General features: G+C 69.9%; 13 protein-coding genes and 2 pseudogenes. 9 read left to right on the top strand and 6 right to left on the bottom strand.

Annotated features, from left to right (window positions below; translation table 11 throughout):
* Window positions 1–348: pseudogene (locus ACIRU3_RS46000) on the bottom strand (xylose isomerase); the annotation flags it as partial.
* 183 nt (window positions 349–531) lie between these two features.
* Between ACIRU3_RS46000 and xylB the strand changes: the two are divergent.
* The 7 genes from xylB (at window position 532) to ACIRU3_RS45965 (ending at window position 8638) form a co-directional block, all read left to right on the top strand.
* Window positions 532–1977 (top strand): xylulokinase, encoded by a 1446-nt coding sequence (xylB, locus tag ACIRU3_RS45995; RefSeq protein WP_404070195.1) that lies wholly within the window; start codon window positions 532–534, stop codon window positions 1975–1977.
* A gap of 58 nt (window positions 1978–2035) precedes the next feature.
* The gene (locus tag ACIRU3_RS45990; protein ID WP_404070193.1) at window positions 2036–3244 is read left to right on the top strand and encodes an ROK family protein; all 1209 of its coding nucleotides are present in this window, start codon (window positions 2036–2038) and stop codon (window positions 3242–3244) included.
* Window positions 3245–3613: 369 nt separating this feature from the next.
* Entirely contained in the window at window positions 3614–3973 is a 360-nt protein-coding gene (locus ACIRU3_RS45985) for a hypothetical protein (protein ID WP_404070191.1), read from the top strand.
* Between the two features lie 19 nt (window positions 3974–3992).
* On the top strand, window positions 3993–5033 hold the full coding sequence (locus ACIRU3_RS45980; RefSeq protein WP_404070189.1) for an acetamidase/formamidase family protein: 1041 nt from the start codon (window positions 3993–3995) through the stop codon (window positions 5031–5033).
* A gap of 35 nt (window positions 5034–5068) precedes the next feature.
* The gene (locus ACIRU3_RS45975) at window positions 5069–5671 is read left to right on the top strand and encodes an N-acetylmuramoyl-L-alanine amidase (protein ID WP_404070187.1); all 603 of its coding nucleotides are present in this window, start codon (window positions 5069–5071) and stop codon (window positions 5669–5671) included.
* Window positions 5672–5750: 79 nt separating this feature from the next.
* Entirely contained in the window at window positions 5751–7058 is a 1308-nt protein-coding gene (locus ACIRU3_RS45970) for a GAF domain-containing protein (protein ID WP_404070185.1), read from the top strand.
* A 56-nt stretch (window positions 7059–7114) separates the two neighbouring features.
* Window positions 7115–8638 carry an aldehyde dehydrogenase family protein gene (locus ACIRU3_RS45965; protein ID WP_404070183.1) on the top strand — a complete coding sequence of 508 codons (1524 nt, stop codon included), beginning with the start codon at window positions 7115–7117 and terminating at the stop codon, window positions 8636–8638.
* Between the two features lie 160 nt (window positions 8639–8798).
* Here the strand turns inward: ACIRU3_RS45965 and ACIRU3_RS45960 are convergent, their stop codons facing one another.
* Both ACIRU3_RS45960 and ACIRU3_RS45955 read right to left on the bottom strand, forming a co-directional pair.
* The gene (locus ACIRU3_RS45960) at window positions 8799–9803 is read right to left on the bottom strand and encodes a tyrosine-type recombinase/integrase (protein ID WP_404070181.1); all 1005 of its coding nucleotides are present in this window, start codon (window positions 9801–9803) and stop codon (window positions 8799–8801) included.
* Between the two features lie 379 nt (window positions 9804–10182).
* Window positions 10183–10380, bottom strand: a complete 198-nt coding sequence (locus tag ACIRU3_RS45955) for a helix-turn-helix transcriptional regulator (RefSeq protein WP_404070179.1) — start codon at window positions 10378–10380, stop codon at window positions 10183–10185.
* Window positions 10381–11068: 688 nt separating this feature from the next.
* On the opposite strand from ACIRU3_RS45955, the pseudogene ACIRU3_RS45950 reads away from it, so the two are divergent.
* A pseudogene (locus ACIRU3_RS45950) lies at window positions 11069–11908 on the top strand (IS256 family transposase); the annotation flags it as partial.
* A 178-nt stretch (window positions 11909–12086) separates the two neighbouring features.
* On the top strand, window positions 12087–12653 hold the full coding sequence (locus tag ACIRU3_RS45945; RefSeq protein WP_404070177.1) for a universal stress protein: 567 nt from the start codon (window positions 12087–12089) through the stop codon (window positions 12651–12653).
* 7 nt (window positions 12654–12660) lie between these two features.
* Here the strand turns inward: ACIRU3_RS45945 and ACIRU3_RS45940 are convergent, their stop codons facing one another.
* The 3 genes from ACIRU3_RS45940 to ACIRU3_RS45930 form a co-directional block, all read right to left on the bottom strand.
* Window positions 12661–15207, bottom strand: coding sequence for a DUF4118 domain-containing protein (locus tag ACIRU3_RS45940; protein WP_404070175.1), 2547 nt, complete (start codon window positions 15205–15207; stop codon window positions 12661–12663).
* Between the two features lies 1 nt (window position 15208).
* Complete coding sequence (locus tag ACIRU3_RS45935) at window positions 15209–15892, bottom strand: response regulator (RefSeq protein WP_404070173.1); 684 nt, start codon at window positions 15890–15892, stop codon at window positions 15209–15211.
* A 133-nt stretch (window positions 15893–16025) separates the two neighbouring features.
* Window positions 16026–16657: potassium-transporting ATPase subunit C (locus ACIRU3_RS45930; RefSeq protein WP_404070171.1), on the bottom strand; the 632-nt coding region annotated here is incomplete at its 5' end.

Below are 16657 nucleotides of genomic sequence, written 5' to 3'. Positions count from 1 at the left end.
CAGCGCGTAACGGCGCACGTCACGGTCGTTCGCCGTGAAGGCACCGTCCTTGAAGACCGGGTGGCTGAAGAGGTTCGTGGTGGCCATCGGGACCCTCATACCGGTCGCGTCCAGGGCCTGGCGGAAACGCTTGACGTGCGATTCGCGCTCGGTGTCCGAGGCCCCGAAGGGGATCAGGTCGTCGTCGTGGAAGGTCACCCCGTGGGCACCCAGCTCAGCCAGGTGCCGCACCGTCTCGACCGGGTCGAGCGCGCGACGGGTGGCGTCGCCGAACGGGTCCCTTCCCTGCCAGCCGACGGTCCACAGGCCGAAGGTGAACCTGTCCTCGGGGGTGGGCTGGTAACTCATACCGGGGCTCCTTGCTGCGTACGACTATTTCGTCATGGCCGTTTACAAATTAGTATGCGGACGCACCTCTGGGAAGAGACAAGGTGTGTCTTTGACGACAAGGCGTCTTTTCCAGGTGTCGTCGACAGATGTCTATTGCCAGCTCACAGCACATCCCGCGGAGCCGCGGAAGAGGAGAGCCCGATGTCAGCAGCCGAGGGTCCGCTCGTCGTCGGCGTGGACACATCCACCCAGTCCACAAAGGCGCTGGTCGTCGACGCGGCCACCGGAGAGGTCGTGGCGAGCGGCCAGGCGCCGCACACCGTGTCCTCCGGTACCGGCCGGGAGAGTGATCCGCGCCAGTGGTGGGACGCCCTGTGCGAGGCGCTTCGCCAGTGCGGCGAACCCGCGCACGAGGCAGCCGCGGTGTCCATCGGCGGCCAGCAGCACGGACTGGTCACCCTGGACGAACGGGGCGATCCGGTGCGCCCGGCGCTGCTGTGGAACGACGTCCGCTCGGCGCCGCAGGCCCGCCGGCTCGTTGAGGAGCTGGGCGGCCCGAAGGGCTGGGCGGAGCGGACCGGCAGCGTGCCCGGGGCGTCGTTCACGGTCACGAAGTGGGCGTGGCTGGCCGAGCACGAGCCGGAGGCGGTCCGTGCCACTCGGGCGGTGCGGCTCCCCCACGACTACCTCACCGAGCACCTGACCGGGCAGGGCACCACGGATCGCGGCGACGCATCCGGCACCGGCTGGTGGGCGTCCGGGACGGAGGCCTACGACGAGGAGACGCTGGCCCACGTGGGGCTCGACCCGGCGCTGCTGCCCCGGGTGGTGCGCCCCGGCGAGGTGGCCGGCACCGTGCGCGACAGCCACGACCTGCCGTTCTCCAAGGGCACCCTGGTGGCACCGGGCACCGGCGACAACGCGGCCGCCGCGCTGGGCCTCGGTCTGCGGCCGGGCACCCCGGTGCTGAGCCTCGGCACGTCGGGCACCGTGTACGCCGTCTCCAGGCACCGCCCCGCCGATCCGACAGGCACGGTGGCCGGCTTCGCCGACGCGCACGGGGACTGGCTGCCGCTGGCCTGCACCCTGAACTGCACACTCGCCGTGGACCGTGTCGCAACGCTGCTGGGCCTGGACCGCGAGGCCGTCGAGCCCGGCACCTCCGTCACCCTGCTGCCGTATCTGGACGGCGAGCGCACCCCGAACCTGCCGAACGCCTCCGGCCTGCTGCACGGGCTGCGGCACGACACGACCCGCGGCCAGCTCCTGCAGGCGGCCTACGACGGCGCGGTACACGCGCTGCTCGGCGCGCTCGACCTGGTGCTCGACGAGGACGCGGACCGCGACAGCCCGCTGCTGCTCATCGGCGGCGGCGCCCGGGGGACCGCCTGGCAGCAGACGGTACGGCGGCTGTCGGGGCGGCCGGTCCAGGTCCCCGAAGCCAGGGAACTGGTCGCCCTCGGGGCCGCGGCGCAGGCCGCGGGCCTGCTGACCGGCGAGGACCCTGCAGCGGTGGCCCGCCGCTGGAACACGGCCGCGGGCCCGGTGCTGGAGGCCGTGGAACGGGACGAGGCCACGCTGGCCCGGATCAACGGGGTACTCTCCGACGCGGCCCCGCTGCTGGAGCGGGGGACGGAATCCCGCTGAGCCCAGCCGAAGCACGGCGGCTCAGCCCGGCCGCAGACACCGAGGACTGACGGAGCGCATGACCGCACCGCTGCACGAGGGCCGCCCGCCCGGAACCGGCCGCTCCCTGCAGGACACCCAGCAGGGCATGCGTCGGCGCAATCTCGCCCGGGTGATGCACGCAGTCAGCGCCGAGGGTGCGCTGTCGCGGGCCGCGGTCGCCTCACGGATCGGCCTGACGCGGGCGGCGGTGTCGACCCTCGTGGACGAGCTGATCCGTTGGGGGCTGCTGGAGGAACTGGGCCCTGAGCGGCCGGGCCGGGTGGGGCGCCCCGGATCGGCGCTCGCGGTGAGCGGGCACGGCCCCGCCGGCATCGGAGCGGAGGTCGGCGTCGACCACCTCGCGGTGTGTGCGGTCGACCTGCGCGGCGCGGTCCGCGCCAGGGCCGTGCGGCACGGCGCGAACCGGGGTCGCGCCCCGGAGGCAGTGATCGAGGAGCTCAGCGCCCTGGTCGGCCAGGTCGTGGCCGAGGGGCAGCAAGAGGGGCTGTGGCCCGCCGGTCTCGCGGTCGCCGTGCCCGGCCTGGTGGCGCGGGACGGCCGTACGGTCGTACGCGCCCCGAATCTCGACTGGAACGACACGGACCTCGGCGCCCTGCTGCCCGGCGCCCCGCCCCTGACCGTGGACAACGAGGCCAACTTCGGCGCTCTGGCCGAGCTGTGGCTCGGTGCCGGCACCCCGCGCGACTTCCTGCACGTGTCGGCCGAGATCGGCATCGGCGCCGCAGTCGTCGTGGACGGGCACCTGCTGCGTGGCACGCGGGGTTTCGCGGGCGAGCTGGGCCATGTGCCCGTCCGCCCGGACGGACCCCCCTGTCCGTGCGGCGGGCGCGGGTGTCTGGAGCAGTACGCCGGCGAGGAAGCGGTGCTGCGCTCGGCCGGACTGGAGCCGCACGAGGACCTGGTCGGCCTGCTCGCGGGACGTGCCGAGAAGGGCGACGAGGCCGTACGCCGGGCCCTGCGGGACGCAGGTACGGCGCTGGGCATCGCCCTGACCGGCGCGGTCAACCTGCTCGACCCCGAGACCGTCGTCCTGGGCGGGGCCCTCGCGGGCCTCTCTCCCTGGCTGCTGCCCTCGCTGGAGGCCGAGTTGACGGGCCGTACGGCGGGCCCGGCCTGCCCGGTGTCCGTGTCCGGACTGGGCCCCGCGGGCCCGCTGCTGGGCGCCGCCCACTCGGTCGTCAGGGCCGTCCTCGACGATCCGGCGACGGTGGCGGAACGCCTCTGACCGGTCCAGGCCGATACGGATTGCGGGAGTCGTGTCGATCTGCCGTCCGGCGGCCTGCTCTCACTCGATCGGGTGGCCGAGTTGTCCACAGTTCGCGGGTTGTCCACGGAACCGCGGTGCACTCTTCTGCCCAACTCGCCTACGCCGTAGCGTGATTCACCGAGGCGCAGCGGCCGGGCCTTCACGATGGAGCGCTCGCAGGACGAAGGTACGCCCGCGCGTCGAGTGACAGTCAGCCGACCCGCATCGGCGGAGAGACCTGCATCGGGGGGACACGTGCACGGGGAGACGACAGGAACACTGCGGCGGGACGCCAACGGGCTGTGCGCGGCTCTGTTCCGGAGCGTCACGGCGAGGGCGCCAGCCGCCGTGGCCGACTCGATTCCCTCCAATGGCGCCTTCGCCTCGCATCCGGCCGGCCTGCGGTGGCCGTGGGTGCTATGGGTGCTGTGGTCGCCGACGGGTGCCCTGATGATCGCCACCGCATTCCTCGGTGCCCGCGCCTTTTCGCTGTTCGACACCAGCCTCGGGCTCTTTCCGGGGTCGTACACGGGTCCGGTGACCGGCATGTGGATGGCGGCCGGTCGGGTGCTGCTGCCGGTGGTGCCGGCGCTGGGGCTGCTGGGGCTGATATGGCGTCAACCCGAGCGAACAGCCGAGACCGCACGGGTACAGAAGGAGAAACCCGCCGCGGTCGGCCGCCGGCTGGACCGAACCGTGCCTCGCTGAGGAAAGGACCGATGCCGCAATGACCGACCCCCGCATCCTGACCGTGCGCCCGGAACCGGACGAATACGCCTGGACGTTCGGTGGTGCTCCCCCGGTGGCCCGGATCGAGCCCGGAACGGTTCTCGACCTCTTCACCGAGGACTGCTTCGCCGGACGGGTGCGATCCGAGAAGGACCTCGTCTCCGAGGTCTGCGAGTTTCCCTTCCTCAATCCGCAGACCGGCCCCTTCCACATCGAGGGTGCCGAGCCCGGCGACACCGTGGCCGTGCACTTCGTGTCCGTCGAACCGGCCCGGGACTGGGCCGCGTCGACCACGGTCCCCCTCTTCGGTGCGCTCACCTCGACACACAGCACGGCCACGCTGCAGCCCCCGCTCGAGGAACGGGTCTGGATCTGGCGGCTCGACCGCACCCGGCGCACCGCCCTCTTCCGGGCACAGGACAGTGACATCGAGGTGGAACTGCCCCTCGACCCGATGCACGGCACGGTGGGCGTGGCCCCCGCCGACCTGGAGGTGCGCTCGGCCCTCGTCCCGGACGCACACGGCGGGAACATGGACACGCCCGAAATGCGGACAGGCGTCACCTGCTACCTGGGAGTCAATGTCGAGGGCGCCCTGTTCAGTCTCGGTGACGGGCACGCGCGGCAGGGCGAGGGCGAAACCTGCGGGGTGGCGGTCGAATGTGCGATGAACACAGTGGTGATCGTCGATCTCCTCAAGGACATCGCCACTCCCTGGCCCCGGCTGGAATCGGACACGCATCTCATCTCGACGGGCTCGGCGCGCCCGCTGGAGGACGCGTTCCGGATATCGCAGCTTGACCTGGTGCGGTGGCTGGTGCGCGACTACGGGTTCAGTGATCTGGACGCGTATCAATTCGCAACCCAGACGGTCGAATCACCGTTGGCCAACGTGTGCGACACCAACTACACGTGCGTGGCCAAGCTCCGCAAGGAGTGGCTGCCCGCGCGGGAGACCTACCGCGGCATGCACGCGCATCTGCGGGAGACGGCCCAGGCGCTGCGCCTGCGACGTCGCATCGGTCACCCAGGAACGTGACCGCCCCCACACCCGCTCCTGAAAGGCAGCCGACGATGGACACGAACCGGCCCGGACCGCAGCTCAGCAGGCGACGGATCCTCAAGGGTGCAGCCCTCGCCGCCGTTCCCTATGCGCTGCTCCCCGCCGCCCGTGCCGGTGCGCAGGGAAATGTCGACTACCCCCCGGCCGAATGGCAGCCGGCGAACACCGGCAACTACACCTCGTCCGACCGCCCCGCGGCCTACCTCATCGACCGCGTGATCATCCACATCACGCAGGAGACGTACTCGAACACACTGTCCATCTTCAAGAACCCGCAGAAGAAGGTGTCCGCGCACTATCTGGTCCGCTCGGCCGACGGCCATGTGGCCCAGTGCGTGCGCGAGGCCGACATCGCCTGGCATGCGGGCAACTGGGGCTACAACACCCGCAGCATCGGCATCGAGCACGAGGGCTGGGTGGACCAGCCCGCCTACCTCACCAACGCCCTGTACGAGCAGTCCGCGCGGCTGACGGCTGCGGTCTGCACCAAGTACGGCATCCCCAAGGACAGGGAGCACATCATCGGCCACTACCAGGTGCCGGGCACCGACCACGGCGATCCGGGGCCGAACTGGGACTGGGTCCGTTACATCCGACTGGTCAATTTCGCCTAGCCGGACGTCGAACCGGTTGTCCGCACGAACACGTCGCATGACGATGGTCCCAGCCGTTTCACCGTCCGGGGAGGGCGAGTTGACCGATCAGTGGGTGGCCCTGGAGCCGGGAGCCGACCCCGCCGAGCGAGTCCGGGTACTGCGCCGGGCGCACGAGACGTTCACCACGGCGGGCACGGTCCCACGCCCGGTGCGGTCGGTGGTGGCCGAGTCGTGGCGGCGCAGCGCACGAGCCGGCGTGGGGCCGGACGGCACCGCGCGCGTGGAGCTGACCGACGGCGACCTGGACACTTATCGGGCCGAGCACCCGCTGGCCCGGGTGATGCCCCTGTTCCGCGAGCTGATGGGCACGTTCGCCGCCGACGGCGAGCATCTGCTCGCGGTGTGCGACACGCACGGCAGGCTGCTGTGGGTGGAGGGGCACCCGGCGACCCGGAAGCGGGCGGACGGGATGAACTTCGTGCCGGGAGCCCGCTGGTCGGAGGCGGCGGTCGGCACCAATGCGCCGGGTACCGCGGTCGCCCTGGACCGGCCCGTGCAGGTGTTCGCGGCGGAGCACTTCATACGGCGGGTACAACCGTGGACCTGTGCGGCCGCGCCGGTCCACGATCCGCACACCGGCCGGGTCCTCGGCGCCGTCGACATCACCGGTGGGGACAGGCTGGCGCATCCGCACAGTCTGGGGTTCGTCCAGGCAGTGGCACGGGCCGCCGAGTCGCAGCTCGCGCTGCTGGCCCCGCCCCGGCGTTCCGACGCCACCGCCATGCTCAGCGTGCTGGGCCGCGACGAGGCCGAGCTCCTTCTGGACGGACACCGGATCAGGCTCAGCCGTCGGCACAGCGAGATCCTCGTCCTCCTCGCCCGCCGTCCCGAGGGGCTGACCGGCGACGAACTGCAATGCGCGCTGTACGCGGACGAGTCGGTGAACCCGGTGACGCTGCGCGCCGAGCTGGCCCGGCTGAGACGGCTGGTGGGGCCGGGACTGCTCGCCTCACGGCCGTACCGGCTGACAGCGGCTGTCGAGTCCGACGCCACCGTGGTGGAGCGGCGGCTTGCGGCAGGTGCGCTCACATCGGCGGTGGAGGCGTACGCCGGACCACTGCTGCCGGGTTCACAGGCCCCGGCGGTCGTACGGCTGCGGCGCCGCCTTGCCGACGGGTTGCGTACGGCGCTGATCGTCCACCGGGATCCGGATCTGCTCGCCGACTGGGCGTATTCGTCCTGGGGTGAGGACGACCTCGACGTGTGGCGGGCGCTCGCGGCGGTGCGGTCCACGACGCCGGTGCGGGCGCGGCTCGCGGCGCTGGAGGCCGAGCTGGCCGTACCGGCCCGCCGGCCCCCCGTGCCGACCGGCGGCGCAACGTGGTTGCAACGTCCACCCGCCTAGCCTCGCGGCGAGAGCTGCCCAACAGCGGGCAGCGCTTCACCGGGAGGCAGACCAGCATGACCCGTTACGCGGCGCCCGGCACCGAGGGCGCGATCGTCTCCTACCAGGCGCGCTACGACCACTTCATCGGCGGTGAGTACGTGCCGCCGCTGCGCGGGCAGTACTTCGAGAATCCGTCGCCGGTCAACGGGCAGCCGTTCACCGAGATCGCGCGCGGTACCGCGGAGGACGTCGAGCGGGCGCTGGACGCGGCACACGAGGCCGCGCCCGGATGGGGCCGTACGTCGGTGACGGAGCGCTCGGACATACTGCGGAAGATCGCCGATCGCATGGAGGCTCACCTCGAACCGCTCGCGGTGGCCGAGAGCTGGGAGAACGGCAAGCCGGTGCGTGAGACGCTGGCGGCCGACATCCCGCTCGCCATCGACCACTTCCGTTATTTCGCGGGTGCCATCCGCGCGCAGGAGGGCTCGCTGGGCGAGATCGACGACGACACGGTGGCGTACCACTTCCACGAGCCGCTCGGCGTGGTCGCGCAGATCATCCCGTGGAACTTCCCGATCCTGATGGCCGCCTGGAAGCTCGCGCCGGCGCTGGCCGCGGGCAACGCGGTCATCCTCAAGCCCGCCGAGCAGACCCCGGCTTCCATCCACTACTGGATGAGTCTGATCTCCGACCTGCTGCCGCCGGGCGTGCTCAACATCGTCAACGGCTTCGGCGTGGAGGCGGGCAAGCCGCTGGCCTCCAGTCCGCGGGTGGCGAAGGTGGCGTTCACCGGGGAGACCACGACCGGGCGGCTGATCATGCAGTACGCCTCGGAGAACATCAAGCCGGTCACGCTGGAACTCGGCGGCAAGTCCCCGAACATCTTCTTCGACGACGTCTGGGCGCACGACGACGACTTCCGGGACAAGGCGCTCGAAGGCTTCACGATGTTCGCGCTCAACCAGGGCGAGGTGTGCACCTGCCCGTCCCGGGCGCTGGTCCAGCGCGGCAACTACGCGGAATTCCTCGAGGCCGCCGTGGCCCGCACCCGGCTGATCAAGCCGGGGCATCCCCTTGACACCGACACGATGATCGGCGCCCAGGCCTCCAACGACCAGCTGGAGAAGATCCTCTCCTACCTGGACATCGGCCGGCAGGAGGGTGCCCGGATCCTCACCGGCGGCGAACGCGTGGAGTACGACGGCGAGCTGAAGGGGGGCTACTACGTCCAGCCGACCATCTTCGAGGGCGACAACCGTATGCGGATCTTCCAGGAGGAGATCTTCGGCCCGGTCGTCTCGGTGGCCTCCTTCGACGACTTCGACGACGCCGTCAAGATAGCCAATGACACGCTGTACGGCCTCGGCGCGGGCGTGTGGACCCGGGACATCAACACCGCGTACCGCGCGGGCCGCGCGATCCAGGCGGGCCGCGTCTGGACGAACTGCTACCACGCCTACCCGGCGCACGCGGCGTTCGGCGGCTACAAGCAGTCCGGGATCGGCCGCGAGACGCACAAGATGATGCTGGAGCACTACCAGCAGACGAAGAACCTCCTGGTGTCGTACGCACCGAAGAAGCTCGGCTTCTTCTAGGTGCACAAAAACAGGCACCTGACCTGGCCTCTTGCCGGTCAGGCGCCTTCCCGTCGATACGCTCAGAGCGGGGCCCGTTTCACGTCGTAACTCCCAGTTCCTCCCACCGCTATCCCGCTCCTGACCAGCGCTTCCGGACCAGTCACGGACCAAACCCTTGTCACCCAGCAGGCGCCGCGTCCTGACTGACGCGATCCCACTCCTGCATGGACTGTTCAATGAGGCGGTTGGCCTGCTCCCGGACGCCGTCCAGGAACTTGGCGTAGTGGCGGAAGAGGACCTCGATGCTCTGGCCCGCACGGCGAGCGCATTCGGCTGGGTCCACACCGGAGTACAGCCAGAACGAGATCCCAGCGTGTCGCAGATCGTAGGGCCGCTTGGCCAGGCCAGAGGCGAGTTCCGTGCGGGTCAGGACGTACTTCCGTGCCCGCGACCACGTCGTGCCATACGCAGCTGCGTCCACGTAGTTGCCGGCCTGGTTGCGGAACAGCCGACCGTCAGCCGCCACGCCGAACCGTTCGATGTGCGCACGGAGGATCCGGACGAACTGCGGCGGGATGGGCACCGGCCGGGTAGCGGTAGCCGCGCGGCGCTTAAGCGGGTGAACCTCGTACACCGCGCCGTCATCCGTCCACTCCTTGCCTGCGGTGACGACCCCGCCCGACAAATTGAGCATCCCCCACCCACTCTCGGGCAGATGACACTGTTCGAGACGGAGGTGGATGACCTCCGCCGGCCGCATCGCCGCGTAGTACATGCAGCCGAAGAACGCCTCCAGGTGAGGGCCTCGCCCACGTTGCTGGGCAACCGCCGCGAGCAGCCGGGCGGCCTGGGCCGGATTCGGAACGGAAGTCGGGTCCACCTCATCGTTGACCGCCGGCGCGCTCCATCTGAGCCCGTTGAGCGGATTCTCCGCGAAGTACCCCTTCTCGGCTGCGCTGTTGAGTACTTCGTTGAACGCGGCCCGCTTGCGCCGTGCCGTCTTGGCCGCAGCTGCCTTGCCGTCCAGCTTGCGACACAATGCGTCCAGTGCCCGTCGAAGCACATCGGCTTCCGCGAGGGTGCTAACGGGCAGGGAGTTCCGCTTCAGCCAGTCAAGGGCCGTCCGCCACTCCTCAGTTGGTTCTTGGGCCCATGCCTTCTTGTTGAATGCCCACGAGTACAAGGCACGCCGCAGAACCTGCGGCTTCGGATATGTTGCACCAGGGTGAACCAGGGCAGGCGTAATGGTGGCGAACGCGTCGGCCAGTGTACGGCGAGTATTTCCTGGCGTGCGGTCCCATCGCTGATCAAGGTATTCGTGGGCAAGGTCGTACCACGTCGTCGCTGCTTGATAGCCCAGAGCTCGGACGCCGGCAAACCCGTGTGCGCGTCGAACGGCTCGCCGTCGTGCGCCGCGGTCATCAGCTTTGCACGCCTGCTCTCGGCGAGCCCGGCGGTCATGAATGACTCTGATTTTTCGCGCCCATCGACCGTCCACCGGACCATAAACGGCTTGCGCCGATCGGGGCGCTCGCGTATGTCCCAGAAGCGGACGTTATAACTCATCGCCAAGTATCAGAATCTCTCTCGCACGTGTCCCACCATGCATCCAGGTCAGCGCGACGACACCGGAGTTCGCCGTTGGGCAGCTTGATCATGCGGGGGGCTTGCCCGCGAGCGCGCATTCGATAGAACGCCGACGGACTCATACGGATCTCCGCCAGAACCTCGGCGAGCTTCAGCGCCGGAGGACGAGCCATGCAATGTCACTTTCGTATTGAGAGACTTCATGCCGGAAATCCATGTGCAGGCCACTACGGAACGCAGATCGACCGTTCTGCACAGCCACACATCGTGGAATGGACGACAAAACGCAGCTAGGCATCACAGATCGACGCAACGTGGGATTTTCTGACGTTACGCAGGAGAGCGGCCCGGAAGGAGATCTCACACAGCGGCAGCAATAGTCGTAGGCATGAAGACGCGGTCATTGATGTAGCAGCAGGCGACGAGCCGCCCTATTACCTCCCTGCGCATACCGGCGGCAAGGCCAACTGCGTCCGCCGCGGCTCCACCGCCAAGTACAGCCGAATGCGAACACGAACAATGCTCCGGACGATCCCCGGTTTCGGTAACCGGGAATCGTCTGCTATGTATCGCGTTGGGCTACGAGCCCTGCCTATCCCCCTCATCAACCTCGGTCACGAGGCCAGCCGGGAAGACCGGAGAGTAGGGGTCGCGCCATCCGTGACAACAACCAACAGCCCGTCGCCGGTGAGTCGGTCAAGGTTGCGGGCCACGACGCGTTCCGAGCCGGTTGCGTCCATGGAGATGGTGTACGGGTTCGACCTGATCCGGGGGTTTGCTCCGGCGTCGGGATGATGCCCGCATAGATGAACGGCCACCGGCTGATCTTCGAGGTGTCGAAGCCCGAAGGAGATCAGCACGATGACCGCACCCGACAGTCTGCCCCTGCACTCTCTCGCGGAAGACAACCTCGCCGCGGCGAGTCCCGATCTGCTGCGCGCGATGGTCAAAACGTTCGCCGACGCCCTCATGTCCGCCGAGGCCGACGCCCTCTGCAACGCCGAATACGGGCAGGTCAGCGACCAAAGAGTCAACCACCGCAACGGATATCGCCCGCGCGAGTGGGACACCCGCGCCGGCACCGTCGAACTCGCCATCCCCAAACTCAGGTCCGGCAGTTACTTCCCGCACTGGCTACTGGAACGACGACGCCGGGCCGAGCAGGCCCTCATCTCGGTGGTCGCCACCGCCTACCTGCTCGGTGTCTCAACCCGCCGCGTGGAGAAGCTGGCCGAGTCCCTCGGCGTCACACAGTTGTCGAAGTCCCAGGTGTCCGCGATGGCCAAGCACCTGGACGAGCAGGTCGCCGCTTTCCGCAACCGGCCACTGGAGGCCGGACCCTACGCATTCGTCTGGGTCGACGCGCTGACCCAGAAGGTCCGTGAGGGCGGCCGCATCATCAACGTCCACGCCCTGATCGCGGTCGGCGTCAACGCCGACGGGCACCGCGAGATCCTGGGCCTGGACGTCGCCACCGCCGAGGACGGCGCCGGCTGGCTGGCATTCCTGCGCTCACTGATCGCCCGCGGTCTGACCGGCGTCCAGCTCGTCATCTCCGACGCCCATGCCGGCCTGGTGGACGCCATCGGTGCCGTGCTGCCAGGCGCCTCGTGGCAGAGATGCCACACCCATTACGCCCGCAACCTGCTCTGTCAGGTTCCCAAATCCGCCCAGCCCTGGGTCGCCACGCTGCTGCGGACGAGACCTTGACGGGATGCTGACGCGCCTGGCCAGAGGGCATGTGGTGGGCCGTCAGAAGGGTGCCAAGAACTAGCGTACGGACTGTTCGAAAGCCCCGGAGGAGGGTGAGATGGAAGCGGTTCCGAGGAGGATCGTCGGCCGGGAGCCTCCGGTCGGCGTGTGCAGAACGGTGAAAGAGATGTCCGAGTACCGCCCGCCCTCAGCCGCCCGCGTCGTGGTGGGAGTGAGCGGCTCGCTGGGCAGTCTCACCGCCCTGGGCCAGGCCACCGAGGAGGCCCGGCGCCGAGGGGCCGAGCTCTGGCCGGTGCTGGCCTGGGAGCCACCGGGCGGGGATCTCACCGCCCGCAGGTCTCCGGCCGCGGCCGTCATGATCCCGGAGTGGGAGCGGCTGGCGCGGGAGAGGCTCTTCGGGGCGCTGCGTGAGGTTTTCGGCGGCACGGACACCGGCCTGCCCGGACAGGCGCTCGTCGCGCGGGGCGCACCGGGACGGGCACTCGTGCAGATCGCCGACCGGGAGGACGACCTTCTGGTGGTCGGCGCTGGACGGCGGGGCCGGCTGCACCGCGCGCTGTCGCCGTCAGTCGGTCGCTACTGCCTCGCCCGCGCCACCTGCCCCGTCCTCGCGGTGCCGCCGTCCCCGCTGCAGGCTGCCCTGGCGGCCGTGCACCGCCGGAACGTCTGGCGGCTACGGCTGGACACCGGGGACATGCGGAGGGAGTTCGAGACTGTGCCGCCCGACGCCTGAGGTGTCCTCAGGACGTGGCAGCCGCCGACAGGTCCGGCTGCTCCGGCCGCCCACGCCCCGGTGCCGTCGGTACGGCGAGCACCATGGTGAGCCCGCCGCCGGGCGTGTCCTCGGCGTGCAGCGTGCCGCCGATGGCCTCGGCGAAACCGCGCGCCACCGCGAGACCGAGTCCGACTCCTACGCCGCGGGGCGAGTCGCCGTACCGCTGGAAGGGCTCGAATATGCGGTCCTTGGCCTCGTCGGGGACACCGGGCCCGCGGTCCACGACCCGCAGCTCGACCCGGTCGGCGAGGGCGCTTGCGGAGACCAGGACGCTCTCCCCCGGCGGGCTGTACTTGACGGCGTTCTCGACGACGTTGGCCACGGCCCGCTCCAGCAGCCCCCGGTCCACGTGCACCATGGGCAGCGTCTCGGGGATGTCCAGCTCCACACTGTCCTCCGGCACCCCGCCCAGCGCCATCGGCACGACCTCGTCCAGGTCACTCTCCCGGATGATGGGGGTCACCGTACCGGTCTGCAGCCGGGACATGTCCAGCAGGTTGCCGACCAGATGGTCGAGCCGGTCGGCGCCCTCCTCGATGGCCTCCAGCAACTCCGCCTGGTCCTGCTCGGACCATTCGACGTCGTCGGAGCGCAGCGAGGACACCGCGGCCTTGATGCCGGCGAGCGGGGTGCGCAGGTCGTGGCTGACGGCGGCGAGCAGCGCGGTCCTTATGCGGTTGCCCTCGGCCAGTTCCTTGGCCCGGTCGGCCTCGCGGCGCAGGCGCTGGCGGTCCAGGACGACGGCAGCCTGCGCGGCGAAGGCGGCCAGCACCCGGCGGTCGGCGGCGAGCAGCACGCGGCCGCGCAACGACAGGGCCATGTGGTCGCCGACCGGTACGTCGACGTCCGCATCCTCCGGGATCTCCGCCGGCTCCGGTCCCACACTCCCGGCACATGTCCACGGATCCGTGTCGCCGGTGCGCTCCAGCAGGGCCACCGACTCCATGCCGAAGGTCTCCCGGACCCGCTCCAGCAGCTCCTCCAGGCCGGTCTCGCCGCGCAGGACGTTCCCCGAGAGGAAGGAGAGGATCTCCGACTCGGCACGCAGCCGGGACGCCTGGTGGGTGCGCCTGGCCGCCAGGTCCACCACCGAGGCCACGGACACAGCGACCCCGATGAAGATCGCGATGGCGACGATGTTCTCCGGGTCGGCGATGGTCAGGGTGTGGACGGGCGGGGTGAAGTACCAGTTGAGGAGCAGCGAGCCCACCACGGCGGAGGCCAGGGCCGGGAAGAGGCCGCCCAGCAGGGCCGCCGCCACCGTCGTCGTCAGGAACAGCAGCATGTCGTTGGCGAGGCCGACGTCCGGAGTGGCACTGGTGAGGAGCCAGGTAAGGAGGACGGGACCGAGCACGCCCACCGCCCAGCCGCAGATGACCCGGGAGCGCCCGAGGCGCGCTCCTCGCGCCACCGGCAGGCCGCGGCCCTTGCCCACCTCGTCGTGCGTGATCAGGTGCACGTCGAGGTCGGGACCGGACTCACGGGCGACCGTGGCGCCGACTCCCGGTCCGAAGACGTACTGCCAGGTCCTGCGGCGGGAGACGCCGAGGACGATCTGGGTGGCGTTGACGCCCCGGGCGAAGTCCAGCAGCGCGGCCGGTATGTCGTCGCCGACGACGTGGTGGAAGGTGCCGCCGAGGTCCTCCACGAGGGTGCGCTGGACGGCGAGTTCCTTCGGTGAGGCGGCGGTGAGGCCGTCGCTGCGGGAGATGTAGACCGCGAGCACCTCGCCGCCGGCACCCTTCTCGGCCAGGCGTGCGGCGCGCCGGATCAGTGTCCGGCCTTCGGGGCCGCCGGTCAGGCCGACCACGATCCGCTCGCGCGAGCCCCAGATCTTCGAGACCCGGTGCTCGGTGCGGTACTCCTGCAGATAGGCGTCGACCCGGTCGGCGACCCACAGCAGCGCAAGCTCGCGCAGGGCGGTGAGGTTCCCGGGCCGGAAGTAGTTGGACAGGGCCGCGTCGACCTTGTCCGGCTTGTAGATGTTGCCGTGCGCCATACGGCGGCGCAGCGCCTGCGGCGACATGTCGACCAGCTCGATCTGGTCGGCCCGGCGCACGACCTCGTCCGGGACGGTCTCGCGCTGCCGCACACCGGTGATCGACTCCACCACATCACCCAGCGACTCCAGGTGCTGGATGTTGACGGTCGAGATCACGTCGATCCCGGCCGCGAGCAGCTCCTCGACGTCCTGCCAGCGCTTGGTGTTGCGGGAGCCGGGGACGTTGGTGTGCGCCAGCTCGTCGACCAGAGCCACACGGGGACGGCGGGCGAGGACCGCGTCCACGTCCATCTCGGTGAAGGAACTGTCCCGGTACTCGATCTCCTTGCGCGGCACCTGTTCCAGGCCGTGCAGCATCACCTCGGTGCGGGGCCGGTGGTGATGCTCGACGAACGCGACCACGCAGTCGGTGCCCCGCTCGATACGGCGGTGCGCCTCCGACAGCATCGCGTACGTCTTGCCGACGCCGGGTGCCGCGCCGAGGTAGATCCGGAGCTTGCCGCGTGCCATGTCATCCTTCGAAGCGGTAGCCCATGCCGGGCTCGGTGATCAGATAGCGGGGGTGGGAGGGGTCGGTTTCCAGTTTGCGGCGGAGTTGGGCCATGTAAACACGCAGGTAGTTGGTCTTGTTGCTCTGCGAGACGCCCCAGACCTCCTGGAGGAGCTGCTTCTGCGTGATTAGCCGGCCGGAGTGGGTCACCAGGATCTCCAACAAGTGCCATTCGGTCGGCGTCAGCCGGACGTCCTGCCCGCCCCGGACGACCTTCTTGGCGAGCAGGTCGATGCTGAAGTGCTCCGTCTCGACCAAAGTCAGCTCCGGGACGAGCTGGGTGTCCTCGGTACGGCGGACGGCGGCCCGCAGCCGGGCCAGGAGTTCGTCCATGCTGAAGGGCTTGGTGATGTAGTCGTCGGCGCCGGCGTCGAGGGCGGCGACCTTCTCGTCGGACGCCTGGCGGGCGGACAGGACCAGGATGGGCACGCGGGTCCAGCCACGCAGCGCCTTGATGACGTCGGCACCGTCCATGTCGGGCAGGCCCAGGTCGAGCAGCACCACGTCGGGCTGACGCGCGGCGGCGAGCCGCAGGGCCGTTGCCCCGTCCGGGGCCGCATCCACGCCGTAGTGACGTGCCTGCAAGTTGATGACGAGGGCCCGTACGAGCTGCGGGTCGTCCTCCACCACGAGCACCCGGGTCATGGGTGTACGCCTCTCCTGTCATACGTCGGGCCATACGCGCCGGAAGCGGTGCGACCGACATCATGGCTGCGGGAGCCGGCGGTGCCGGGATGTCTCCCGGTCCGCCGGCTCCCGTGCCGGTCGCGTAAGGCCGTCACTGCTTGGCCGCGAGGTCCTTCAGCGCGATGTTGAGTTCGAGGACGTTCACCTGCGGCTCGCCGATGAAGCCCAGGGTGCGGCCCTCGGTGTGGTCCTTGACCAGCTTCTCGACCGCGGCGACGGACAGACCGTTCTTCGCGGCGACCCGGTGGACCTGGAGTTCGGCGTACTCCGGGGAGATGGCCGGGTCCAGGCCGGAGCCGGAGGAGGTCACCGCGTCCACGGGGACGTCCGACGTCTCGACCTTGTAGCCGGGCACCGAGTTGTCCTTGACCACCGCGTCCCTGGCACCGAGCACCTGTGCGCAGAGCGTGCCGTCCTCGGGCTTGTCGGGGCACTTGCCGTCGACCGCGCCGCTGTCGGCGGCGAGGTTGGTCGCACCCGAAAGGATCAGCGTGTACCGGGTGTTGATGCTGTTGCTGCCGAGGCCGTTGGCCGGGCGGCCCTGGAACCACTTGAGGTCGGCGTCCGGGGTCTCCTGACCCTTCTTCAGCGGCAGGTTGTACGACTGCCCGATCAGGGACGAGCCGAGCACCTTGCCGTCCGACTTGATCTCGGAGCCGTTCGCCTTGCTGTGGAACAGCCCCTGGGCGATGCCGGTGACGACCAGCGGGTAGATGACGCCGG

It is taken from the genome of Streptomyces sp. NPDC101151 (assembly GCF_044768335.1).
Classification (GTDB): domain Bacteria; phylum Actinomycetota; class Actinomycetes; order Streptomycetales; family Streptomycetaceae; genus Streptomyces.
This window is presented reverse-complemented; position numbering and strand designations above follow the sequence as displayed.